At 63.5% G+C, this 23,720-nt stretch carries 21 protein-coding genes and 4 pseudogenes; 14 read left to right on the forward strand and 11 right to left on the reverse strand.

Annotation, left to right across the window (positions count from 1 at the left end):
* Nucleotides 1-53 precede the first annotated feature (53 nt).
* Nucleotides 54-518 (forward strand): YidB family protein, encoded by a 465-nt coding sequence (locus tag IY145_RS03365; protein WP_409455318.1) that lies wholly within the window; start codon nt 54-56, stop codon nt 516-518.
* Between the two features lie 33 nt (nt 519-551).
* Here the strand turns inward: IY145_RS03365 and IY145_RS03370 are convergent, their stop codons facing one another.
* Both IY145_RS03370 and mutL read right to left on the reverse strand, forming a co-directional pair.
* Nucleotides 552-1,625, reverse strand: coding sequence for a hypothetical protein (locus IY145_RS03370; RefSeq protein WP_246721754.1), 1,074 nt, complete (start codon nt 1,623-1,625; stop codon nt 552-554).
* A 160-nt stretch (nt 1,626-1,785) separates the two neighbouring features.
* A complete protein-coding gene (gene mutL, locus IY145_RS03375) occupies nt 1,786-3,615 on the reverse strand; it encodes a DNA mismatch repair endonuclease MutL (protein ID WP_196406916.1) in 1,830 nt (609 codons plus the stop codon).
* Nucleotides 3,616-3,853: 238 nt separating this feature from the next.
* Between mutL and IY145_RS03380 the strand changes: the two genes are divergently transcribed.
* A protein-coding gene (locus tag IY145_RS03380) for an IS5 family transposase (protein ID WP_196406395.1) occupies nt 3,854-4,614 on the forward strand; the annotation gives its coding sequence in 2 pieces (ribosomal slippage) (nt 3,854-4,187 and nt 4,187-4,614; 762 coding nt in all).
* A gap of 3 nt (nt 4,615-4,617) precedes the next feature.
* Nucleotides 4,618-4,728: pseudogene (locus IY145_RS25580) on the forward strand (DUF736 family protein); the annotation flags it as partial.
* 130 nt (nt 4,729-4,858) lie between these two features.
* Here the strand turns inward: IY145_RS25580 and IY145_RS03390 are convergent.
* Nucleotides 4,859-5,419, reverse strand: a complete 561-nt coding sequence (locus IY145_RS03390; protein WP_196406917.1) for a GNAT family N-acetyltransferase — start codon at nt 5,417-5,419, stop codon at nt 4,859-4,861.
* A 50-nt stretch (nt 5,420-5,469) separates the two neighbouring features.
* Between IY145_RS03390 and IY145_RS03395 the strand changes: the two genes are divergently transcribed.
* The 3 genes and pseudogenes from IY145_RS03395 to IY145_RS03405 form a co-directional block, all read left to right on the forward strand.
* Complete coding sequence (locus tag IY145_RS03395) at nt 5,470-6,039, forward strand: XRE family transcriptional regulator (RefSeq protein WP_196406918.1); 570 nt, start codon at nt 5,470-5,472, stop codon at nt 6,037-6,039.
* A 164-nt stretch (nt 6,040-6,203) separates the two neighbouring features.
* The gene (trbB, locus tag IY145_RS03400) at nt 6,204-7,190 is read left to right on the forward strand and encodes a P-type conjugative transfer ATPase TrbB (RefSeq protein WP_196406919.1); all 987 of its coding nucleotides are present in this window, start codon (nt 6,204-6,206) and stop codon (nt 7,188-7,190) included.
* A pseudogene (locus IY145_RS03405) lies at nt 7,187-7,420 on the forward strand (TrbC/VirB2 family protein); the annotation flags it as partial. The gene trbB and the pseudogene IY145_RS03405, both read left to right, overlap by 4 nt.
* A 333-nt stretch (nt 7,421-7,753) precedes the next feature.
* Here the strand turns inward: IY145_RS03405 and IY145_RS03415 are convergent.
* The gene (locus IY145_RS03415) at nt 7,754-8,107 is read right to left on the reverse strand and encodes a helix-turn-helix domain-containing protein (RefSeq protein ID WP_196406920.1); all 354 of its coding nucleotides are present in this window, start codon (nt 8,105-8,107) and stop codon (nt 7,754-7,756) included.
* Between the two features lie 129 nt (nt 8,108-8,236).
* On the opposite strand from IY145_RS03415, the gene IY145_RS03420 reads away from it, so the two are divergent.
* Entirely contained in the window at nt 8,237-8,536 is a 300-nt protein-coding gene (locus IY145_RS03420; RefSeq protein ID WP_196406921.1) for a hypothetical protein, read from the forward strand.
* Nucleotides 8,537-8,593: 57 nt separating this feature from the next.
* Here IY145_RS03420 and IY145_RS03425 read toward each other — a convergent pair whose 3' ends face one another.
* Nucleotides 8,594-8,809: a hypothetical protein gene (locus IY145_RS03425; protein WP_196406922.1), complete on the reverse strand. Its 216-nt coding sequence runs from the start codon at nt 8,807-8,809 to the stop codon at nt 8,594-8,596.
* A 193-nt stretch (nt 8,810-9,002) separates the two neighbouring features.
* Between IY145_RS03425 and IY145_RS03430 the strand changes: the two genes are divergently transcribed.
* Nucleotides 9,003-9,245: a FitA-like ribbon-helix-helix domain-containing protein gene (locus tag IY145_RS03430; RefSeq protein ID WP_196410390.1), complete on the forward strand. Its 243-nt coding sequence runs from the start codon at nt 9,003-9,005 to the stop codon at nt 9,243-9,245.
* Between the two features lie 9 nt (nt 9,246-9,254).
* Here IY145_RS03430 and IY145_RS03435 read toward each other — a convergent pair whose 3' ends face one another.
* A complete protein-coding gene (locus tag IY145_RS03435) occupies nt 9,255-9,863 on the reverse strand; it encodes a TetR/AcrR family transcriptional regulator (protein ID WP_196406923.1) in 609 nt (202 codons plus the stop codon).
* 101 nt (nt 9,864-9,964) lie between these two features.
* On the opposite strand from IY145_RS03435, the gene IY145_RS03440 reads away from it, so the two are divergent.
* Nucleotides 9,965-11,392 (forward strand): coniferyl aldehyde dehydrogenase, encoded by a 1,428-nt coding sequence (locus tag IY145_RS03440; protein ID WP_196406924.1) that lies wholly within the window; start codon nt 9,965-9,967, stop codon nt 11,390-11,392.
* Nucleotides 11,393-11,670: 278 nt separating this feature from the next.
* On the opposite strand, the gene IY145_RS03445 is transcribed toward IY145_RS03440, so the two are convergent.
* Nucleotides 11,671-13,140, reverse strand: coding sequence for an efflux transporter outer membrane subunit (locus IY145_RS03445; protein ID WP_196406925.1), 1,470 nt, complete (start codon nt 13,138-13,140; stop codon nt 11,671-11,673).
* 329 nt (nt 13,141-13,469) lie between these two features.
* On the opposite strand from IY145_RS03445, the gene IY145_RS03450 reads away from it, so the two are divergent.
* The 5 genes from IY145_RS03450 to IY145_RS03470 all read left to right on the forward strand — a co-directional run bounded on the left by IY145_RS03450 (nt 13,470) and on the right by IY145_RS03470 (nt 20,614).
* Nucleotides 13,470-14,105 (forward strand): TetR/AcrR family transcriptional regulator, encoded by a 636-nt coding sequence (locus IY145_RS03450; RefSeq protein ID WP_166145278.1) that lies wholly within the window; start codon nt 13,470-13,472, stop codon nt 14,103-14,105.
* 84 nt (nt 14,106-14,189) lie between these two features.
* Nucleotides 14,190-15,302, forward strand: a complete 1,113-nt coding sequence (locus IY145_RS03455) for an efflux RND transporter periplasmic adaptor subunit (protein ID WP_196406926.1) — start codon at nt 14,190-14,192, stop codon at nt 15,300-15,302.
* Complete coding sequence (locus tag IY145_RS03460) at nt 15,299-18,445, forward strand: efflux RND transporter permease subunit (RefSeq protein WP_196406927.1); 3,147 nt, start codon at nt 15,299-15,301, stop codon at nt 18,443-18,445. Before IY145_RS03455 ends, IY145_RS03460 begins: the two co-directional genes overlap by 4 nt.
* A gap of 81 nt (nt 18,446-18,526) precedes the next feature.
* Entirely contained in the window at nt 18,527-19,267 is a 741-nt protein-coding gene (locus tag IY145_RS03465) for an SDR family oxidoreductase (RefSeq protein WP_196406928.1), read from the forward strand.
* Nucleotides 19,268-19,429: 162 nt separating this feature from the next.
* Nucleotides 19,430-20,614 (forward strand): thiolase family protein, encoded by a 1,185-nt coding sequence (locus tag IY145_RS03470; protein WP_196406929.1) that lies wholly within the window; start codon nt 19,430-19,432, stop codon nt 20,612-20,614.
* A 370-nt stretch (nt 20,615-20,984) separates the two neighbouring features.
* On the opposite strand, the pseudogene IY145_RS25585 reads toward IY145_RS03470, so the two are convergent.
* The 4 genes and pseudogenes from IY145_RS25585 to IY145_RS03485 form a co-directional block, all read right to left on the reverse strand.
* A pseudogene (locus IY145_RS25585) lies at nt 20,985-21,104 on the reverse strand (IS5/IS1182 family transposase); the annotation flags it as partial.
* Between the two features lie 356 nt (nt 21,105-21,460).
* A pseudogene (locus IY145_RS26545) lies at nt 21,461-22,331 on the reverse strand (tyrosine-type recombinase/integrase).
* 306 nt (nt 22,332-22,637) lie between these two features.
* Nucleotides 22,638-23,045, reverse strand: a complete 408-nt coding sequence (locus IY145_RS03480) for a PIN domain-containing protein (RefSeq protein WP_196406930.1) — start codon at nt 23,043-23,045, stop codon at nt 22,638-22,640.
* An 8-nt stretch (nt 23,046-23,053) separates the two neighbouring features.
* Nucleotides 23,054-23,341 carry an antitoxin gene (locus IY145_RS03485; protein WP_196406931.1) on the reverse strand — a complete coding sequence of 96 codons (288 nt, stop codon included), beginning with the start codon at nt 23,339-23,341 and terminating at the stop codon, nt 23,054-23,056.
* Nucleotides 23,342-23,720 lie beyond the last annotated feature (379 nt).

A 23,720-nucleotide genomic window follows, 5' to 3' on the forward strand; every position in this document is an offset into this window, starting at 1 on the left:
CTGATGCTAGGACCAGGGGATACGTAGACGAGCGTGCGCGTCCACGTCAATTCATCGCCGGGCGAGACCGTCGCCGCGCCGCATCGACTCGGCCATGGCGCGCCCTATGTGACCGGCGTCGTCGCGGCCGGTCCGGCCGTAACGGTCAAGGTCCAGGCCACGCGAAGGAGAATCACATGGGTCTGTTGGATGGAATCATCGGCGGCGCGATCGGCGTCGAGCTCGCCACGCTCATCAACGGCTATATCGAGAAGCGCGGCGGCTTGCAGAATGTGATCCAGGACTTCGAGAAGAGCGGCTATGGCGAGAAGGTCAAGTCCTGGGTCGGCACCGGCCCCAATCTGCCCATCTCCGCCGAGCAGGTGCAGCAGACGCTGGGCTCCGAGCGGGTAAAGGAGCTCGGCAGCAAATTCGGGATTCCGATGGACAAGGTCTCGGCCGCTCTGGCGGAATATCTGCCCAAGGTCGTCGACAAGGCGACGCCCGAAGGCAAGCTTCCGCCTCAGCAGCAGCACTGAGGATGACGCCGAGCGGAGCCGAACGAGCTCCGCTCAGGCGCGCTTCGATTGGGCGGCCTCGCCGGGATCGGCGGTGGTCGCGGCGGCGATCTCCGCCATGCGGGCGCCGAGATCGACGATCGCCTGCCGCAGAACCAGAACCTCGCGGTCGCCTGTCGTCGCCTCGGCGGGCGCCGCAGCGGCGCCCGCCGCGCCGGCCGAGAGCGTCTCGCGCATATGCGCGTGCTCCTTGCGCAGCGCGTCCATCGCGCCCTGCAGCAGCGCATTGTCGGAGCGCGCGGCCTCCAGCCGATCGGCGTGGTCGCGCTCCTCCGCGCGGGCGACGCGCAGAGCCGATTCGAGATGCTCGATCTCGGCCGCCGAGCTGCGCTCCAGCGCCGCCAGCCTCACGCGCGTCTCGTCCAGATCCTTCTTCAGATCGGCCTTCTCCAGCACCGCCGCATCGAGCTCGCGCGTCGTGCGCGCCAGCACGCCGTCGACGGCGGAAAGGCGCTCCGCCACCGCCGAGACGGAGGCGAACTCCGTCTGCAATGCGTCGAGCCGCTGGCGCAGCTCGGCGTTCTGCACATGAAAGCTGGCGATGCTCGACTCGTGCGTCGCGACCTGCGCGCGGCTCTCGTCGCTGATGCGCGCGAGCTGCTCCTTGTCCATTTCGATATTGCGCAGATTGTAGATCAGCGTCTCCACTCGGTCGGTCATGTCGTGCAGCGCCGTTTCCGTCGATTGCAGCAACGCCGTCCGCTCGTCGAGAAAGCCGCTCGTCTCGGTGAATTTGCGCTCGAATTCGTCGCCGCGAGCGAGCGCCGCGGTGAGCTCGCCGTCGAGCTGGGCGACGCGGGCGGCGTTGCGGCCGATCTCGACCATATCCTGCGCCTTGGTCGAGCGGACCACCGCCATCTGCTGCTCGAGCCGGCGATAGCGCACGGCGAATTCGCCACGCAGCAGATCGCGCTCCGCGACCATTTTCTCGATCGAGAGCGGCGTCAGCATATTGAGCCGGCGCAACGACAGACGCATGGCGCGCCGCCAAAAGGCGGGCAGGAACATCAGAGTGAAGAGCCCGGCCGCGAGGAACCCGAGCGCGAAAAACATCGCTTGTTCGATCAAGGCGCGGCGTTCCTTCGCTCTGGCGCTCGGGCGTTCTGAATTTCCCTCGGGGGGCCGAATGTCGCGCTGCGACAATGCCACGTCGCCGGCCTGAAATCAAAGCGCTCCGCCGCGCCGAGGCTTAAGCGTTTTCCCGCAGGGGCGCTTTCGCTCGGAGCGCTCAGCTTCGGCCGAATAATTTTTCTATGTCGCCGAGCTTCAGCTCCACATAGGTGGGGCGGCCGTGATTGCACTGGCCGGCGCCCGGCGTGCGCTCCATCTCGCGCAGCAGCGCGTTCATCTCCTCGGCGGTCAGCCGGCGGCCGGCGCGCACCGAATGATGACAGGCGACGCGCGCCAGCAGCGCGTCGAGCCGGCGCGTCAGCCCGCGGGAGTCGCCCTCCTCGGCGAGGAGATCGGCGACATCCTCGATGAGCCGGCCGACGTCTATGTCGCCGAGCGCCGCGGGCGTCTCGCGGACGAGCGCGGCGCCCGGGCCGAAAGGCTCGAACGAGAGGCCGAGCGCGGCAAGCTCCGCCTCCGCCGACAGCAGCGCGTCGAGCCGCGTGGCGTCGAGCTCCACGACCCGCGGAACCAGCAGCAGCTGGCGGGCGACGCCCTCCGCCTCCCGCTGCGCCTTGAGCTTCTCATAGACGAGGCGCTCATGGGCGGCGTGCTGATCGACGATGACGAGGCCGTCCCGCGTCTGCGCGACGATATAGGTCTCATGGAGCTGCGCCCGCGCGGCGCCGAGCGGCGTCTCGACGGCCGCGGCCGGGAGCGGCGCGACGGCGGGCCGGCTATCGGCAGAGGGCGGCCCGACGTCGAAACGCGCCTGCGGCGCCTCCGCAAAACCGGCCGGGGCGCTCGGCGAGCTCCGCAGATTCCAATCGAGCGGCCAGCTCCGCGGCGGCGCGCCGAAAGACGAAAAAGCGCCCCCGCTCCCCGTCGCCGCCCGCGCGCGCGCGGCCAGCACATCCAGCGCGGCGCGGGTCGGCGTGTCGGCGCTGCGATGGAGCGCGGCGGCCAGCGCCTCTTTGAGCGCCCCCACCACCAGCCCCCGCGCACGGCCGGGATCGGAAAAGCGCACCTCGGCCTTGGCCGGATGCACATTCACATCCACGACGCGCGGATCGCATTCGAGAAACAGCGCCAGCGCCGGGTGGCGGTCGTGGGAGAGAAAATCGAGATAGGCGGCCCGAATGGCCCCCGAGAACAGCCTGTCGCGCACCGGGCGGCCGTTCACATAGACATATTGCATCAGCGCATTGGCGCGATGGAAGGTCGGCAGGCCGGCGAGCCCCTCGAGCGAAAACCCCTCCCGCTCGGCCCGCAGCGCGATGGAATTGGCCGCAAAATCCGCCCCCAGCGCCTGGGCGACGCGCCGCGCCCGCCCCTCCTCCCCGGCGCCGCAGGCGGGATAGTCGAAGCCCGCGCCGATATCGGCCGCAAAGGAGAAGCGCACGGCAGGATTGGCCATGGCGAGCCGCTTGACGACATCGGCGACGGCGGCCGTCTCGGCGCGCTCGGATTTCAAGAATTTGAGCCGCGCCGGCGTGGCGGCGAAGAGATCGCGCGCCTCGACCCGCGCTCCTCTCGGCCAATTGCTGGCCTTCAGCCCGCGTTTCTCTCCGGCCTCGACCCTGATCTGCGCGCCGACCTCCGCGCCCAGGACGCGCGCGTCGATCGTCAGATCGGCGACGGCGGCGATGGAGGGCAGCGCCTCGCCGCGAAAGCCGAGCGTCGCTATGGCGGTGAGATCGCCATCCGGGATTTTCGAGGTGGCGTGGCGCTCGACGGCGAGCTCCAAATCCTCGGCGCTCATGCCGCACCCATCGTCGATGACGCGGATGAGCCGCCGCCCGCCCGCCTCTATCGCCACATCGATGCGCAAGGCGCCGGCGTCGAGCGCATTTTCGACGAGTTCCTTCACGGCGGAAGCCGGCCGCTCGATCACCTCGCCGGCGGCGATGCGATCGACGAGAATGGGATCGAGACGGCGAACGCGCATGAAGGGAGCCGGCGGGTGGATGGAGCGCGGCAATCTATAGGAGGGAGGCGATTCGGTGAAATGGGCGGGGGCGGGCGGTCGCGGACTGGATTGAAATGCGCGATACGCCATTCCTTCGCCTTCCGGAACGGCTAGGTCGCGCCATAAGCCGACCTTCCGCACCAAGAGGATGAACTAGGCTCAGGACCTATTAATTTGGAGTGAGGCGTGATTCAAGGTCTCCGAAATGGAGGCTTTGATGGGTGATTTGTTTTTGCTGAGCGAAGCGGAGATGGCGCGAATTTCCCCTCACTTTCCCTTGGCGCACGGCGTGCCGCGGGTGGACGACCGCCGCGTGGTCAGCGGGATCGTCTACGTCATCAAGAATGGCCTGCAATGGAAGGACGCCCCGAAGGAGTATGGGCCGCCCAAGACGCTCTACAATCGCTTCATCCGTTGGAGCCGGCTCGGCGTCTTCGATCGTATCTTCGCCGCGCTCGCGGGAGAAGGGCCGAAGCCGGAGCGGATCATGATCGACTCCACTCATCTGAAAGCGCATCGGACGGCGGCGAGCCTCCTAAAAAAGGGGCTCTTTCCCGCTGTATCGGCCGCACGAAAGGCGGGCTGAACTCCAAGCTCCACGTCGTTTGCGACGGCGCCGGCAAGCCGCTTGTCATGATGCTGACCGAAGGGCAGATGAGCGATCACAAAGGCGCGAGGCCGATGCTCGACGCGCTGCCGCCGTCCTCGGCCCTGATCGCAGATCGCGGCTACGACAGCGACTGGTTTCGGCGAGCGCTCGCGGAACGCGGGACCGAGCCCTGCATTCCGCCGACAAAGAGCCGTAAGAAGCCTCTCGATTACGACAAGGCGCTCTACCGGCAACGTCATAAGATCGAGAACCTCTTCGCCAAGCTCAAAGACTGGCGGCGCATCGCCACCCGTTACGATCGATGCGCGCACGCCTTCTTCTCCGCCATATGCATCGCCGCCGCTGTCGCCTTCTATCTCAATCAATGAGTCCTGAGCCTAAAGCTCGACGATCCGAGCTTCATCGCCCCGATCTTCGCCAATCTGTTCGACGACGAGACCGGCGACGGATACAGAGTTCACGCGCATCGCGATGCGAGCCGACAAGACAGATCAGAGCTTCTCCGCCATGATCTATCTCGCCGCCGCCGTGATAAGCTCACGGTGAATCTCAACAGGCCCTAGACTGCATGGACGAATTCGCAATCCCGACGCGTGATTGAAGATCGTCCGACTATTCGAAATCTCGCCTGTCGAGAGCGAGTTGGGGAAAAGGGGTTAGAGGCCCTATCGGCAAAGCGCAATCCGAAAGAGTCATGCCCATCGACAGGACGTCACGCCACGCCCCGAATTTGAAGCCGACCTCTCGATAGATGCCGATTTCTCTCATGCCCAATGCGCGATGGAGTCCGACGCTGGCGTCGTTCGGCAACGTTATCATCGCGAACAGGCTGTGGACGCCTTGCCGCCTCAGAATTCCGAAGAGCGTTTGATAGAGATGTCTTCCGATGTGCTTACGATGGTAATCCGGATGCAAATAAACGGTCACCTCGACAGCCCAGTCATACGCAGCTCGGCCGCTGTAACGACCGGCATAGGCGTAACCTGCGATCCTCCCACCGTCCTCGGCGACGAGCCACGGGTAGACGGCCATACAAGCCGTCATCCGTCGAGACATTTCCTCCGCGTCGGGAGGCGTGATCTCGAAGGAGATCGCTGTTTCGCTCACAAAAGGAGCATAGACGGCTGCGATGGTGGCGGCGTCCTCAGGACGTGCGGGTCGAATCGTCGGCATTTGGAAAAGCCTCGGCTTGATCGGGAAGGCGATCCGATATATGAGACGATATGTCTATTATAATAGATAGCATCGATCAAGCCCTCGCAGAGCGTATCCGGAGCGAACGCCAAACGCGCCGCTGGTCGCTGGCAGAGCTGGCAACCCGCTCTGGCGTCTCCAAGGCAATGCTGAGCAAGATCGAACGCGTCGAGGCCAGCCCGACGGCAAATACTCTCGCGAGGATCGCCACGGCGTTCGGTCTGACGCTCGCCGAACTTCTGAGTTTCGAGGGAGCGTCGTCCCCTACCCGATTGATGCGGGCGGACGCCCAGCCAATTTGGCGGGATCCAGAAACAAATTACGTGCGACGGCAAATTTTTGCCGATCCTCGGGTGCCTTTCGAGATGGTCGAAATCATGTTGACTGCCGGCAAAAGCGTGGCGTTCCCAGCGAGCACTTACATCGACCGTCAGCATGTCGTCTGGATGCTGTCGGGTGAATTGAATCTGAGGGAAGGCGACGAAGAGCATTTCCTGTCCACCGGCGACCGCCTTCAATTCCGCGAGCCGAGGGATGTGACCTATCGAAACGCTACTCTAAAGCCGTGTCGTTATCTCGTGACGATCCTGCTGAGATAGGCCTCGACGCGCGCACATTCCTGCCCGGCGAACAAGTATTTTTTCGCTGCACTACGACGGGCTGCTACGAGAGCCGAACCCTAGTTGATTCCACTGTTTTCTTGCCTTTTCTAATCATCCCTGCGGCCGTTCGCCTTCGCGCAATCGTCTGAAGCGGGGGCGGATTGGCGGCTTCTCTTCTCCATTCGCAGGCCCACGCGCGCGGCGCGCGCATGCTGCGCACCGCGCTCGGACCGGCCGTAGCGAGCTTTCTCGAAGACCCCTCCGTCGTCGAGGTGATGCTCAATCCAGATGGAATGCTCTGGATCGACAGATTGTCGAGCGGTCTCGAGGATAGCGGTCAAAGAATGTCGGCGGCCGACGGCGAGCGCATCGTTCGGCTCGTTGCCCATCATGTCGGCGCCGAGGTGCATCCCGGATCGCCGCGCGTCTCGGCGGAACTGCCCGAGACGGGGGAGAGATTCGAAGGACTTCTCCCGCCCGTCGTCGCGGCGCCCGCCTTCGCAATCCGAAAGCCTGCCGTCGCCGTGTTCACGCTCGACGACTACGCGCGCGCGGGCGTGATGACAGTCGGTCACGCCGACGCTCTGCGCAAGGCCGTCTCAGATCAGAAGAACATACTCGTCGTCGGCGGCACATCGACCGGCAAGACGACGCTCGCCAATGCGTTGCTCGCCGAGATCGCGCATACGGCCGATCGCGTCGTGCTGATCGAGGATACGCGCGAGCTGCAATGCCACGCGCCGAATCTGGTGGCTCTTCGCACCAAGGACGGCGTCGTCTCCCTTTCCGATCTCGTGCGCTCGTCGCTTCGACTTCGGCCCGACCGCATTCCGATCGGCGAGGTTCGCGGCGCGGAAGCCCTCGACCTGTTGAAGGCCTGGGGCACAGGACATCCTGGCGGAATCGCCACCATTCACGCCGGCACGGCGCTCGGGGCGCTACGCCGTCTCGAGCAGCTCATTCAGGAAGCCGTGATCGCCGTGCCGCGCGCGCTGATCGCCGAGACCATCGATGTCATCGCCGTTCTGCAGGGCCGCGGCGGCGAGCGGCGCCTCGCCGAACTCGCGACCGTCGACGGCCTCGATCCATCCACCGGCGATTACCGAGTCCTTTCGATCGCTGCACATGTCGCAGGAGACCAATCATGATGCCCTTTACTCCAAATAGCCGATTTGGCCGACGCATTACCATCCTCGCCGCCATCGTCGGCTGCGCGGTGATGTCTTCATCTTCGGCTCACGCCTCCGGCTCTTCCATGCCGTGGGAAACTCCGCTCAACCAAATTCTCGAATCTATCCAGGGCCCGGTCGCCAAGATCATCTCCGTCATCATCATCACGGTGACCGGCCTCACGCTCGCCTTCGGCGATACGTCCGGAGCGCTGCTCGCGGCGTTCGACGCGCAGCAAAAGCGATGGGACGACGCGGCGGCCGCGCTCGGCTTCGACGCCGTCGACGCCGAACTCCGAGCCGCTCTCGGCAAGGAGCGCGATTTTGTGGCGTCGGTCCCGAAGACGAAAGCCGCCAACCTGCCGGGCGTCGCGGCCAAGCTCGCCATCCTCATTCAGCTCGGCGAGCCGAGCCCGACAGATGCGGAATTTCCCTGGCCGGAACTGCGCTCGGCGCTCGCAGATGTCGCGCGGCTGGCGTCGCCGGAAGCGGCGGTCTCGCCGATGTGATCCTCGTGCTCGGGTCCGTGGTCGCTCGGCTGGCTACGGGCCCGGCTTCTTTCGAGTTGCCCGCCTTTGCGCCTGCCCCTCACTTTTCCGAGAGGGCTTTGCGCCTTTCTTGGCCTGCGCCTTCGTGCTCGCGCTTTCAGTCGATGTCGCGGATGACGATTTCACCTCCGCGCTTTCGCTCGCAGGCCTCAAAAGCTCGAGCGCCGGGATTCCGAGAGCGTCGGCGAGGCGGCCGACGACATCGACCGTCGCCGAATAGACGCATCGTTCGATCGAGCTGATATAGGTGCGGTCCAGCTCGGCTCGATGGCCGAGCTCCTCCTGCGACAGGCGTTGCGCCCGTCGATATTTCCTCAGATTGCGCGCCAGCGTCTCTCGCATTTCCATGACGAGAACCAGCCAGCTTGAAGAGTATTTATCTACGGAGTATACTCTACAAATGGCAGCCTCCGGCTCGAGGAAGGGAAGCGCCGGCGCGGCAGAGGGGGCGAGTCCGTAACGACCGAGAGTCCGAATATGCGTGAGAAGCATCTGGGTCACGCCGTCTCTTTGGCGCCGATTTTGTTGAGCACGCGCGAGCAGTTCGCTCGCGCGCTGCGTGACGCTGCGATGGCGAGCATCAGAGCGAGATCGAGAGGCGCAGGTTGCGACCTGCCGATCATCTCCCGCTACTTCCTCGAATCGCACGTCGACGACGCTCTCTATCTGATCGGCAGAGACGGGCTCGACGCGCTCGAGAGCAATGTCCGCTTCGCGGTCGACGAAATGATACGAGAGGCGTTGGAGAACGTGAGAATGCGGCGGACGGATAATTAGTCGATCGCGGTCTCGGTGCGCCGGCTACGGCGGCGCATTGCGCCTGCGCCATCACCTTCACATCGGAGCCGACATTTCCCGACCAGCAGCGCGATTGACGTTGATCAATTTCAAAAGTTCGTTTTGGGAGAATCTGTCGTGGAAAGACGAATAACTCTCACTGACATAGACCGCCCTGGAGAGGCGCTCGAAGTCGATATCATCGCCGCCGACGAGACGTCCTTGACGCTGGCGGTGCCGAACACCTCCGTGCAATTTCGACTGTTCCGCCACAGCCGCAACGCTCCCTATCAAGGTTCGTTGGGCGGACGGAGCTTCTGCTTCGTTCCCCTTGCTGGCGAGGCCGGAAAAGGCCCGCGTGAAGCGACCAGCGAAATTCACGTCGCGCGATCCAACCGGCAACGCCAAACTTGATTGCAGTGCAATCATTGCCCATGTTGCTGACGACGCCATACTGGAGGCTGTCGTGGCAAGCATCACAATCCGCAATCTGGACGAGGATTTGAAGCGCCGCTTACGCATGCGCGCGGCCGAACATGGCCGCTCCATGGAAGAAGAAGCGCGGGAAATCCTGCGTCGCGCGATCAGCGGCGTCGTCGCGCCGAAGAATCTCGGCCAAGCTATTCACGCCCGCTTCGCCGCTATCGGCGGCGTGGAGTTGGAGCTTCCCACGCGCGGCCCGATGCGCGAGCAAGCGTCCTTCTCATGAGTGACGCCGTCATCCCTTCGACACCTCCAGCCCCTCCAGCAGCGCGAGGAGGGCGTTGTCGAGGGGGGCTGGCCCTACCTTCTCCGGCAGAAGCAGCCCGTCGATTGTCAATAATGTGACGCCGTGCATCTGCGCCCAGCAAGCTGTTGCTTGGCCGCGAACGTCACGCTTGCGCAAAACTCCCATCGACTGGCCCCGTTCCAGCAACGCGATCACCACGCCGAAGGCGGCGAGCGCTCTCTCATGCAAATGCAAATCAACTGCTCGGCCGCCCTCGGTGCTGAACATCAGCCGGTAGAGCGCCGGGGTGGAGACGCCGAAACGAACATAGGCCTTGGCCATCGCGAAGAATTCTTCTCGCAAGGAGGTTGCCGGCTGCAGCTCAGCGGCCGCCAGCGCTTCGCGTAATCGGTCGAAGCCGAGCAAGGCCATTTCAGCCAATAGCGAAGCCTTGTCAGGAAAATGCTTGTAGGGAGCGGCGTGACTGACGCCCGCGCGGCGCGCCACTTCCCTCAGGGTGAAATGCCAGCCCCCCTCGTGCAACATCTCCAGAGCGGTTTCGATGATCGTCCGCCTCAAGTCGCCATGGTGGTAGGGGCGTTTTGTTGCATCCGGCATCTTTCCCTCGAAGTTGACATCGAAAACATATGTTGACAGTGCCTACTTCAGCTCCTATGTCAACCATTCTGAAGTTGACAGCGTAAACATGGAGACGAGTCATGGAAGCCATTCTCGCGATCGACGCCGACGATCGACTCCGCCAAACTCTCGAGCTTCAGCGTGCCGCCTTTCTAAGGGACGGCCCACCTACGCTCCATCAGCGGCGCGCCGATCTGAAGAAGCTCAGGAGCGCCGTCATCGGACGCCGGCGCAAGATCGAAGAGGCCCTCAACGCCGATTTCGGCCATCGCTCCCGACATGAGACGGCGATCATGGAGATCATGCCGCTCATCATGGGAATCGATTATCTCCACCGGAACTTGCGCCGCTTCATGCGGCCCGTGCGCCGACAGGTCGCGCTGCCCATGCGCTTCGGCGACGCCCGTGTCGAATATCAACCGCTCGGCGTGGTTGGCGTCATCGCGCCGTGGAATTATCCTTTATCGCTCGCCCTGATGCCGCTCGCGACGGCGATTGCCGCAGGCAACCGAGCGATGATCAAACCATCGGAGTTCACGCCCGGAACGAGTGATCTGCTCGTGAGACTGCTGGCCGAAATTTTCCCGCAGGATGTGGCCACGGTGGTGACCGGGGATGCATCCGTCGGCGCCGCCTTCTCCGCGCTGCCATTCGATCATCTGATCTTCACTGGCAGCTCGCCGATCGGACGCGCGGTAATGAAGGCAGCCAGCGACAATCTCGTGCCGGTTACGCTGGAGCTCGGTGGCAAGTCGCCCGTGATCGTCGCGAAGGGACATTCGCTCGATCATGCGGCGGCGGGGATCGCCCATGGCAAGCTCGCCAATGGGGGGCAAACATGCATCGCGCCGGACTATGCGCTGGTGCATGAGGACGAAGTCGATGCTTTCGTCGCCGCCTACGACGAGGCCGTTGCGGTTCTTTATCCGGACGGACCGGCGAGCGGCGACTACACGTCCATCGTCAATGACCGCCATTACGCCCGTCTGACTGGATTGATCGACGATGCCCGCGCCAAGGGAGCCCGCATTCGAGAGGTCGGACAGAAGACGGAAGAGGCGGACCGTCGCTCCCGCAGCTTGGCGCCGACCATCGTTCTCGACGCACGGGACGACATGCGAATCATGCAGGAGGAAATCTTTGGACCCGTCCTGCCGGTGCTGCCCTATCGCGACATCGACCAGGCCGTCGCCTTCGTCAATGCGCGGCCGCGGCCGCTGGCGCTCTATTATTTCGGAAGCGGCGGCGAGGACCAGCGCAAAGTTCTGAGCCGCACGACGTCCGGCAACGTCACAATCAATGGCGCGCTCATGCATTATATGCAGGACGATCTGCCCTTCGGCGGGGTCGGCGCGAGCGGCATGGGCGCCTATCATGGAATTGAAGGCTTCCGCGCCCTCAGCCACGCCAAGGGCATTTTCGAACAAGGCAAGTGGAACGCCAGCAGTCTGCTCCGCGCGCCTTTCGGGCGACTGGCGGACATGGTCGTCGAAACGATGCTTCGATAGAGGGCTTTGGAGCATCTCGAAGCAATTCAGTCGACTGAACGCCGAAGACCATGACCGCGCCGACAATTCTCCGAAACTGAGCGCTACGCGACTACACTGGCGGGACGGCCGATCGCATCGGTTCGCCAGTGATGTGTCCATTCATGGTCGCGCTCGCCGGCATGAGGCGCCGAGCAGACCAAGGCTCTGGCCGACAATCACTCTTCCATTGTCGCCGTCGACCGCGGATGCGCGCAGGTCCGCGGAGCCCGCCTATCGTCGACTCCGCCGTCGATCGTTCACGACGCGGAGTCGGGCGTTCCGCCCAATGCCCTGAACACGCGGACAGCGGCCCTCGCCGTGTCGGCGCGACTGCGAGCGAGCGCGCTCCTGGCGACCAACAATTGCCGATTGGCGTCGAGCGCGTCGGTGAGCGGTATTCCGCCGGCGCGGTAGGCGCTTTGCGCGAGAGCAAGAGCTCGCTTCACAGCCGAAATCTCCGCCTCCAGCTCTTTCGTTTGCGCCTTGGCCTGCATGAAGGCGGTGAACGCGTTCTCGACGTCTTCGGCCGCGCGCAAGATCGATTGCCGATATCTGGCGAGCGCCTCGGCGCGCGCGCCTTCGGCCTGCGCCACCTCGGAGTCGATCTTGCCGAAATCGAACAACCGCCAACGCAAGCCCGCGACCGCTTGGGGCTGGAATGTGGCGGATCGGAAGAGATGCGAGACATTCATGCTTTCGAAGCCGAGCAGGCCGGAAATCGAAATTTTCGGATAGTAGCCGGAGATCGCTTCGCCGATGCGCGCATTGGACGATGCGAGTCGCCGTTCGGCGGCGATGACGTCCGGCCGACGGCGTAAGACGTCGATCGGCTTGTCGCCTCCGAAAATGCGAGAAACCGCTGGTATATTCGCAGGCGCTCTCAGCTCCGCCGCATAGGTTCCGGGTTGCGCGCCCATGAGGACGTCGAGGCGATTGAGTTGCGCCTCCAGATCGACGCGCAATGGCGGAAGAGCGCTGCGCGCCTGATAGAGAAGCGCTTCGGCTTGCGCCGTTTCCCGCGCCGATGCGAGGCCGAGGGCGGAACGTCGGCGAACGAGGTCGAGCAGATGCGCGTCGGTTGCGATCTGCCCTTCCGTCGCAGCGATTCGCGCTTGATCTCCACGTATCTGAAAATAGGCGTCGGCGGCGTCGGCAGCCACCGAAATGCGCGTCCCGAGACGAGCCGCCTCTGCGGCTTCGGCCTCGGCGCTCGCCGCCTCGGCGCCGCGACGCAAGCCGCCGAAAACGTCGATTTCCCAGCTCGAGCTGATTCCGAGGTCGAACAAAGCCTGGTTTGGATCATAGCCGGGCAGGTTTCTTCCGATTGCGCCGACCGGACTTTCGAGCGACTGGCGGATTTTCACCGCCTGCGCGGTCGCATCCGTGGTCGGCAAAAGCTTGGCGCCGGCTTCCCGCGCGGCGGCGCGGGCCTGCTCGACGCGTGCGAGCGACGCAGCCAGATCGAGATTTTGGTCCAGGGCGCGCCGAATGATGCGTGTCAGCGTCGGATCGTCAAATCCTGTCCACCATCGATCCAGTGGCGGGGAATCGTCTCGGCGCGCCTGAAGGGGGCCGACGCTGTGAAAATCCGCGAGCGATATCGCCGGGGCCACATAATCGGGACCGACCGCGCACCCCGACACGCTCGCCCCGAATAGTGTCGCCGCCAGAGCGAGCGCCTTGTGATCTCGCGCGAGCCGAGACTTCGGAGTGGAGGCGAATTTCATCGGCTGGGCCTCTTCTTTCGGGCGAGGAGCGACACTGCGCTGCCGCGCGCGTGACCAACGCCCGCTTCGCTCCAGCTCAGCGGCCGAGAAATAGGTTATGAGTGACGATATTGTCAACTCGTAACTCAGCGCGTAAGATTTGGGAAGTTCGTGAACGGGCGTCCTGTCGACCTTCGTGCGGCCTCGCTCGATGCGTGATCGCGCCGCTCGGTCGAAGGTCGACGGGACCCGCCATGCAGGAGGCCAGAATGGACGCTGATCGCCCGCTTGCTCATCCCGGCGCGAGCCGCGTTGGATTTGAGCGCACGATTTTGGCATATGGTGGCTCCATGACTGAAAAGAGCCACAAGAACCGTTCTTCCGATTCACCTCCGGGGCGCCGCGGGCCGGCGGAACATGAGCGGCGCGACCAGATCGTGAGCGCGGCGAGCGAGCATTTCCGCCGTTACGGCTACAACAAGACGACGGTGGCGGACCTCGCCAGAGCGATCGGCTTGTCGACCGCATATATCTACAAATTTTTCGACTCGAAGCAGGCGATCGGCGAAGCCGCTTGCGCCGAGTCTCTGGGCGGGATCATCGCCGCTTTGAAGAAAATCGTCGGTCAGAAGAAGTCCGCCGCAGAAAGGCTTCGCGCTATGTACCAGTGCCTCACGCGCGAAAGCGCGGCGCTTTTCTTCAATGAGCGAAAGCTCCACGAAATCGTGATCACGGCGTGCTCGGAAGCGTGGCGGCCGATCTCGGACTACGAGGACGCAATGCTGGGGCTCATCCGCGAGCTCGTCGCGGAAGGACGCGAGAAGGGCGAGTTCGAGCGCAAGACGCCCATCGAGGAAACATGTCGCGCCATCCTCCAGACGATGGAGCTATGCTGGAATCCGCGCCTTCTGGAGCGGCACTTCGATGACATCGAGGAGCGCGCGGCCGCTATGGCGAATCTGGTGTTGCGGAGCCTTGCCCCTTAGCTCGCGGTTTGTGACGAGTGACGAATTGACAATATCGTCACTTGTTTCTAATTTGGGTTTCGAGCTTGGCTTGGGACCCCGAACATGCCCGGATTGGAAAAATCGACTGTTGCTGCGGCCGCTGTTTTCGCCGCCGCGTTGAGCCTCGCAGCCTGCGGCAAGTCTGAACAAGACCCGAGAACCAAGCAGCAGCTCGTCCGAGTCGCGACCGTAGAGCGGGCCGGCGCGCCAGAGCGGGCCTTCACAGGCGTTGTCGCCGCGCGCGTGCAGAGCAATCTCGGCTTCCGAGTCGGAGGCAAGGTCATCGAGCGTCTGATCGACACGGGCCAGAAAGTGCGAGCTCGCCAGCCTGTCATGCGTATCGACTCTATCGATTATCAGCATGCGATCACCGTTCGAGCCGGCGATGTCACCGCTGCGAAGGCCCGCTACGCTCAGGCGGCGGCCGACGAAGCGCGCTATCGCAAGTTGGTCGGTTCGGGCGCCGTGTCCAAATCGGCGTATGATCAGGCAAAAGCCACGGCGGACGCGACGCGGGCGCAATTGGACGCGGCCGAAGCGCAGTTGAAGGTCGCGAAGGACGAGCTCGAATATTCCGCTCTTCTCGCGGACGCCGACGGCGTCGTGGTCGAGACGCTCGCCGAACCGGGCCAAGTCGTTTCCGCAGGCCAAATCGTCGTGAAGCTCGCGCATTCGGGGCCGCGCGAAGCGGCCGTCAATCTGCCCGAAACTCTTCGGCCGTCGATCGGATCGACGGCGCGGGCCACTGTATACGGGAGCCAGGCCGGCGCGGTCGCGCATCTCAGACAGCTCTCGGACGCCGCTGATCCGCAGACCCGGACCTTCGAAGCGCGCTACGTGCTGGAAGGAGCGGCGCAGCAAGCGCCGCTCGGCGCGACGGTCACAGTCTACCTCGCCAAGGACGATGCGGCTTCGGCGACCTCGGCGCCGCTCGGAGCGATCTTCGACAAGGGCGACGGGCCCGGCGTTTGGATCGTGAATGGCGACACGGTTTCGTTCCGTCCGGTCCGGATCGCCCGCCTCGGCGCGGAAAGAGCAATTCTCGAGAAGGGAGTCGTCGCCGGCGAGCGGGTCGTGGCGCTCGGCGCTCATCTTCTGCACGAAGGCGAGCGCGTTCGTATCGATGGCGCGCACGTCGAGGCTGGACAGGCTAGGAACGAGAAGGCGGCGAAATGAGCGGCTTCAATCTCTCCGCCCTGGCGGTCCGCGAACGAGCGATCACGCTCTTTCTTCTGATCGCCGTCACCCTGGCGGGCGTCTTCGCCTTCAGCCGGCTCGGCCGAGCGGAAGATCCGGCCTTCACGATCAAGTCGCTGATCGTGACCGCCGCCTGGCCTGGGGCGACCGCCGAGGAGATGCAGAATCTCGTCGCGGAGCCCCTCGAGAAGCGGCTGCAGGAACTGCGTTGGTATGATCGCGTCGAGACCTTCACGCGTCCGGGCTTGGCCTTCCTGACCCTGACGCTGCAGGACAAGACTCCGCCGTCGGTCGTTCAGGAGGAGTTCTATCAAGCGCGAAAGAAGCTGGGAGACGAGGCGCATAAGCTGCCTGCCGGCGCGCTCGGTCCATTCGTGAACGACGAATATTCCGATGTGAGTTTCGCGGTGTATGCCGTGAAAGCCCGTGGCATGCAGCCGCGCGAGCTCACGCGAGAAGCCGAAGCGTTGCGCCAGCGCTTGCTGCATGTGGCCGGCGTCAAAAAGGTCGATATTCTCGGCGAACGCCCCGAGCGAATTTTCGTCAACTTCTCCTATGAGCGGCTCTCGACGCTCGGGATCGCCCCACGCGAAATCGTTGATGCCCTCAGGCGTCAGAACGCCGTTACCCCCGCTGGATCGATCGACGCCAACGGGCCGCAGGTCTTCATCCGCATCGACGGAGCTTTCGACAGCCTGCAAAAAATCGCCGACACGCCTCTGGTCAGCGGCGGCCGTGTGCTGAAGCTGTCCGACATCGCGGATGTCACACGCGGCTACGAAGATCCGGCGACCTATCTGATCCGTCACAATGGCGAGCCGGCCATGGCGCTCAGCCTCGTCATGAAGGAAGGAGTGAACGGCCTCGAGCTCGGGAAAGCGCTGGATGCGGAGGAAGCCAAGATCGCGCAAGAACTGCCGGCCGGGCTCTCATTCACCAAGGTCAGCGATCAGGCCGTCAATATCGCGGAGTCGGTCGACGAGTTCATGCTCAAATTCTTCGTCGCCCTGGGCGTGGTGCTCGTCGTGAGCCTGGTCAGTCTCGGCTGGCGTGTCGGCATCGTGGTCGCGGCCGCAGTTCCGCTCACTCTCGCGGCGGTTCTCGTCATCATGCTGGTCACAGACCGTGTGTTCGATCGCGTCACGCTCGGAGCCTTGATCATCTCGCTCGGACTCCTCGTCGACGACGCGATCATCGCCATCGAGATCATGGTGGTGAAGCTGGAAGAAGGCTTCGACCGCATCAAAGCGGCGGCTTATGCCTGGAGCAATACCGCCGCGCCGATGCTGTCTGGCACGCTCGTGACCATCATCGGCTTCACGCCTGTCGGATTCGCGCGTTCGACGGCGGGCGAATATGCCGGCAATATTTTCTGGATCGTCGGTTTCGCGCTGATCACGTCTTGGATCGTCGCGGTGGTCTTTACTCCCTATTTGGGGGTGAAGCTGCTTCCCGACATCGAGCCGATCGAAGGCGGACATCATGCGATCTATGCGACGCCGAATTATCAGAAGCTTCGACGCCTCATAACATCGGCGGTGGATCAGAAATTCAAGGTCGCGGGGATCGTGATCGGATTATTCGTCCTCGCGGGCGCGGGAATGGGCGTCGTCAAGCAACAATTCTTCCCGACCTCGGATCGACCGGAAGTTCTGGCCGAAGTCCAGATGCCGGAAGGCTCGAGCATCGAGACGACCAGCGCCGCGGCCGCGAAGCTGGAGAATTGGCTGAAGCAGCAGCCCGAAACGAAAATCGTCACGACCTATATCGGTCAGGGGGCGCCGCGTTTCTTTTTCTCCTATAGTCCCGAGCTCCCCGACCCGTCCTTCGCGAAGCTGATCGTCTTGACGCCGGATGCGGAGGCCCGCGACCGCCTCAAAATTCGCTTTCGAGAACGCGTCGCCGAAGGGCTGGCGCCCGAGGCCCGCATTCGCGTGGCGCAACTAGTGTTCGGCCCCTACACGCATTTTCCAGTCTCGTTTCGCGTCATGGGGCCGGACACGACCGAGGTGCGCGCCATCGCCGATGAGGTGCTGGCGGTGATGCGAGCCAATCCGAATACGCGCCAAGTCAATCAGGACTGGGGCGAGCGTGCTCCGACAGTTCATTTTGTTCTGGATCAGGATCGCCTCCAGCTGATCGGCCTCACCTCCATCGACGTGGCGGAGCAGCTGCAGTTTCTGCTCACCGGCGTCACCGCCACTCAGGTGCGCGAGGATATTCGAATCGTCGATGTGGCGGGGCGCAGCGCGGGGCCGGAGCGTCTCGATCCGGTCAAGCTCGGGGACCTCACCCTGACCGGCAAGAGCGGGAATTCGATCCCGCTCAGCCAGATCGGCCACGTCGAGATTCGCCCGGAAGAGCCCATTTTGAGGCGGCGCGATCGGACGCCGACGATCACGGTTCAATGCGACATCGACGAGGCGCTTCAGCCGCCGCAAGTCTCGGCGGAAATCCAGACGGCGCTGGCTCCGATCATCGCGCGCCTTCCCGATCAATATCGGATCGAGATGGGCGGCAACGCCGAGGAATCGAACAAGGCCAATTCGGCGTTGGCTCCGATCTTCCCGATCATGATTCTGTTCACGCTGTTCGTCATCGTCCTTCAAGTCCGGTCCCTGCCGGCGATGGGAATGGTGTTTCTGACAGCTCCTCTGGGATTGCTCGGCACGGTTCCGATCCTGCTGCTGTTCGGGCAGCCCTTCGGCTTCAATGCAATCCTGGGACTGATCGGCCTCTCCGGCATTCTGATGCGCAATACCTTAATTCTGATCGGCCAGATTCAGACCAATGAGGCCGAGGGCTTGGACACCTATCACGCGGTTATCGAGGCGACTGTCCAACGCGCGCGCCCCGTGATCTTGACGGCGCTCGCCGCCGTCCTCGCTTTCATTCCGCTGACCCATTCGGTGTTCTGGGGCTCCATGGCCTATACGCTGATCGGAGGGACGGCTGTCGGCACCGTCTTGATCCTGCTCTTCCTTCCAGCGCTCTACGCGATCTGGTTCAAAGTGAAGCCCTCGGGCGCGAGTCCGACTGAAAATGAACATGACGCCCTCGGGCTGTCGACCAGCCGCCATACATCTCATGACGTGAGTTTGGAGGTCGATTCGAAAGCGTAGCTCGAAAGCGGCGCCAGCATAATGGCCCGCTCAATGCGATGAAACCGCTCAGCTCAAACCGATCTACAAGGAGCCATGACAATGGAAATCGCTGGAAAACTTGCGCTCGTGACTGGGGCCTCGGGCGGCATCGGCGCCGCGACCGCCCGCGCGCTCGCCGGCAAAGGAGCGCGCGTCATCTTGGTCGCGCGTTCAGGCGACAAACTGGCGCAATTGGCGCGAGAGATCGAAGCGGCCGGAGGCAACGCGCTCGCCATAGAGTGCGATCTCTCGAACTCCGATGAAATATCCCGCATGGGCGAACAAGTGCTCGAAAAGGCCGGAACGCCCGATATTATCATCAATAATGCCGGCTCTGGCCGCTGGCTCCCGACTGTCGAAACGACCCCGCAGGAAGCTCGACAGATGATCGAGCTCCCTTATCTCGCCGCGTTCGACGTAACGAGATTCTTCCTTCCTGGACTGCTGGCGGCGCGGAGCGGCCATATCGTCAACGTGACCTCTCCGGCTTCTTATATGGTGTGGCCGAATGCCGCCGCTTACATTGCCGCACGCCAAGCCTTGAAGGGCTTTTCGGATGCTCTGCGCACGGAAGTCGAAGCGAAAGGCGTGTTCGTCAGCCTCGTCGTGCTCGGAGTCGTGGAGAGCAGCTATTGGGAGCATAACCCCGGAAGCAGAGAACATGCTTCGAAGGCCATTCCGCCGTTGACGACGGACCAGGCCGCCGATGCGATCATCAAGGCGATCGAGCGACGGAAGCGTCGTTTGGTTTCACCGGCGATCTTCCGGGCGATCTTTCTATTGCGGGCGCTGTTTTCCTGAAGCGCAGCCGGGAACTCCTGCGTCAGCGTCATGATCGATAGGCCGCCGCGCGCGCCGCCGGGAACCGTCTGCGCGCGGTGCTCGAACACTGCCGATCGTCTGGGCCACGGGCCGGATCCGTGAAGTTGCTTGGAATCAGGTCCGTCAACACGGAGACACACTATGAAAACGCGTGAGATCGTCATCTGTAGCCCTGTCCGGACGGCAATCGGAGCCTTCGGGGGTGCGCTCAAGGAGATCTCGGCGACAACACTCGGCTCGACGGTCGTCGCGGAGACACTGCGCCGTTCAGGTCTCGACCCGACCCGAGTCGGCGGCGTCGTGATGGGCAATGTCATCCAGGCGGGCAACCGCATGAACCCGGCGCGGCAGGCTGCGATCGGCGGCGGGCTGCCGGTGAGCATTCCCGCAATGACCGTAAACCGTGTCTGTGGGTCTGGCGCCCAAGCCATCGCCACGGCCGCCACGGAAATCGTCGCAGGTGAGATCGACGTTGCGATCGCGGGCGGACTGGAGAGCATGGACCGCGCGCCGTACCTTCTCGGCAACGGCCGTTGGGGCTACCGGATGGGGGCGGCCGAGATCCTCGACAGCGCCGTCACAGACGGCCTCGAGGATGCATTCTCCGGCAAGCATTCCGGCTGGCACACCGAAGACCTCGTCGCCCGCGCGGGGCTGACGCGGGAACAGCAGGACGCATTCGCCGTCCGCTCGCAACAAGCGTTCTCCCGCGCACGCGAGGCCGGTCTCTTTACGGACGAGATCGTGCCGATCGACGCGCCCGGTCGGAAGGGAAGCGTGCGGTTCGCTGTCGATGAAGCCCCACGTCCAGACACCACGATCGAGATACTCGCAAAGCTTCGGCCAGCGTTCAGAGACGGTGGGACCATCACGGCCGGCAATGCGCCGGGTCTGAACAGCGGCGCCGCGGCCATGGTCGTCGCCGAACGCGGATTCGCCGAGGCGAACAGGATAGCGCCCATGGGCCGGCTCGTGGCCTCGGCTGTGGCTGCGGTCGAGCCAGGCCTATTCGGCATCGGTCCTGTGCCCGCCGTCCGAAAGGCGCTGGACCGTGCGGGTTGGAAGCTGGGGGACGTGGAGCGTTTCGAGATCAACGAAGCATTCGCCGCCGTGCCTCTCGCTGTCGCCGCCGAACTTGCGATACCTCTGGACCTCGTGAACGTGGTGGGAGGCGCGATCGCGCACGGCCATCCAATCGGGGCGACCGGCGCAATCCTCGTTACGCGCCTTCTCTATTCGATGCGGCGGGACGGACTCAGGCGTGGTGTCGTCACGCTCTGCATTGGCGGCGGGCAAGGCATCGCCCTTGCCCTAGAAGCGCAATGACGGAGGCTACGTTGGTCGTCGGCGGCTCCGAGACGGTGTCGACGGTGACTGAAGGGGTGGTTGGCGCCTTCGCGTTCTCCCTCCCAAGGGAGAACGCTGGTGGTCTGCCCATGCGTGATGCGTCGTTGATGCTCGACGTCTCGGCGCCGCCGGCGTTTCGGCCGCGCACGCGCACTGGCTTGGACTGCGACTTCAGAGGCGCATCGAGACGCGCTCCCGCGCCGCTAGCCTGCGTCATCCCGCAGCGTCGAGGATGACCCCAACCTTGGTAAGCCTGGATGGCTCCGGGGCCGAAACTGGTGGCAATGTGGCGACTTGAACGCACACGTCGAGTTATTGCCCGTCCACACAGAAGAAATAGCGCCGCGAACATCAGCCCGCCTTTGCGATCGCTCATCCGCCCTTCGGTCAGCATCATGACGAGCGGCTTGCCCGCGCCATCGCAGACGACAGGGAGCTTGGAGTTCAGCCCGCCCTTCGTGCGGCCAATACAGAGGAGAGCGCCACGAATCCGAAGGCGACGTCGGGATCGGAGACCGCCCTGTCAATGAATGGATCGCATGGGCACAGACGAAAGCCGATACACTCCATCCCTTTCACGACGGCCTCGCCGGCGTCTTCGACTCGATCAGCCACTGACGCCATTTTCGGCGAACCCTCGCCGCTGGCCCTTACCGACAACCGCATATCGGCCGATCCGGCGGCTCGGCAGGCTTCCTCCTTGCTGGCGCCTTGTTACGATTTTTTCTATTTCCAACAACCATCTGTATTTACACAACAAAATAGGTCTGTAATTCGCGACTGAAAATCCAGGTGTTGGTTTCCACAGCCCATCGCGCACGGATTTCACGCCGCCACACCACTCTTCCGGGCATGCAACTGCTCGGGTTTGAGATGCGTATATCGTCGAAACATCTTCCAGTCTCGATGCCCTGTGACGAGCGCCACTTGCTCGATCGAAAAGCCAGCCTCGAAGAGGCGGCTCGCGCCTTCATGCCGTAAATCGTGAAAATGAAGGTCGGAAATCTTGAGGGCGCGACATGTCCGACGAAACGCCGTCCCTACCGACCGGCTGTTATACGGAAAAATTCGACCCTTGCTGCTTTTCGAGGCTTCCTTCCGCTCGTGAACGAGAGCGCATGCGTCACGGAATTGTCAGCTGCGGCGTCAAATCGGATTTTGCGATGATGCGATCGATTTCGTCCTGCGTCGGCCGGCGATCGCGTTCGTTTCCCTTCCCGACCAATCCCAGACGGTTCAGCGCAATGCATGCGAGATCGGTCGGCTCCGTCGAAAGCTGAATGCCGTGAACTGCCGCCGCATGCGACAAAATCGTTTTGACATAGCCGAGGCCGATGCCGAGCGTGACGGGGCCAGCTCCTTCCTTCGCTCTATCGCGACCGAATTGAATGAGCCTCCGAAATCTTCAATCGCCCGAGGCGACGCTCGAGAGATTTGAGGCTCGCGGCCTTCGACCGGCCGATCCGCTTTCCGACTTCCGCGAGATCGTCCCTATGGAGACGGACGAGATCGCCGAATGTTCGCGCCTTCTTGCGCGCGCGCTTCGATGGCGACTCGCCACGGTCGATCCGGCGCTCTATGTCGAGCGCCACTCCTCGGCGTCGCGCCGGCGGAGAAACGTCTCGTTGACGTATTTCCCCTTGCGTCGAACTCGAGCGCGCCAGGAGCCGGATTTGAGCCTCGTGAAGGTCGCCATTTCGTGTGCGCTCTGTATGCACTGAGAAGTCGAAAAGGAACGAAAAGTGTCGTATCGAGGCGTGCGGGAGAGTGCGCACGCCCCGACCTAGGGCCTTGAGAGTAAAATGAAATCGCTTACAAAACAAGACATTAGATTCTCTACCGCGCCTATGATGGACTGGACTGAAGTCGTCGCTTTTTCAAATACATAGCAGCAGTCGTGTGCACGCCGTGTGCAGGGCTTGTTCTCTTTTTCTTCCTGCTCGCCCGGCCGCGCTGGAACGCGCCGCCCCTCTCCCGGACGCGAGTTTCCGGACGCCAATCGTTATGCCGCCCAATCCGTCACCAGCAGCCCTGGCACGCGCTCGAACTCGCGGCGGTTGAGCGTCACCAGCGCCGCGCCGCGCCGCCGCGCCTGCGCCGCGACGAGATAGTCGAAGGGGCCGATCGGCGTCCCCTGCCGTTCGAGGAACGCCCTTATGTCCGCCGCTTCGCGCGCATCCTCGGCGTCGAAAGCCGGCTGGCCGATCCCGGCCGATAAAAAGCCCTCGAGGAGGGCGCGCGCCTGTTCGGCTCGGTCGCTCTTGGCGATTCCATAATCGAGCTCGAACAGCACGATCGCGGGGACGATGAGCGCCGTTCCCGCCCTCAGCTCATTCTCGAGCCTCGTGGCGATCCAGGGCTTCCGCTTGTTCAGGGCGAAGATGACGATGTTGGTGTCGAGACAAAACATCGTCCGCGTCAATCGAATGAGATCGAGTCGTCGGGCTCGAGCGGCGGATCGTCGGGCAGACCATCGGGCAAGAAGTCGCGCGCGCCCAAGGCGTCGAGCCGCGCGCGCCAGGCCTCCACGTCGAACGGCTCCTTCTCCAAAGGCTCCAAGATCACCTTGTCGCCCACCTTGCTGACGCGCACCTCTTTCCCCTCGAACCGGAACTCCTTTGGCAGGCGCACGGCCTGGCTGCGGCCGTGCATGAACAGCTTGGCGGTCGCTTTTCGTTCGGTGGGCTTGCCGGCGCTCGCGGTCATCTCGCGTCTCGGTGGAGTGACGTCTATCTCTGGTAGATATCATGCGGCCAGAGCATCGGTCAATTCGTCGAGAAGCGCAGGCAGGCGCGCGCCGAACGGGGCGCGCGCCCGGACGTCCGCCACGGTCGGAGAAAGGTCGCAAAGGCGTCGTCGACCCGCCGTCCGGCGGCGATCTCATCGACATGCTTGTCGAAAGAGAGAAACGTCTCGTTGACGGATTTCCCCTTGCGTCGAGCTCGAGCGCGCCAGGAGCCGGATTTGAGCTACGTGCAGGTCGTCCATCGCCCCCCCCCGGGCGCGTCCAAGCGGCCGCCACGATTTTAGTCGCCCGAAGCGCATCCTTGTTACGCGCTGCGCATCAGCAGCCTCTGGCCCACTG

Origin of the sequence: Methylosinus sp. H3A (genome assembly GCF_015709455.1) — a bacterium.
In the GTDB taxonomy this organism is placed as follows: Bacteria; Pseudomonadota; Alphaproteobacteria; order Rhizobiales; family Beijerinckiaceae; genus Methylosinus.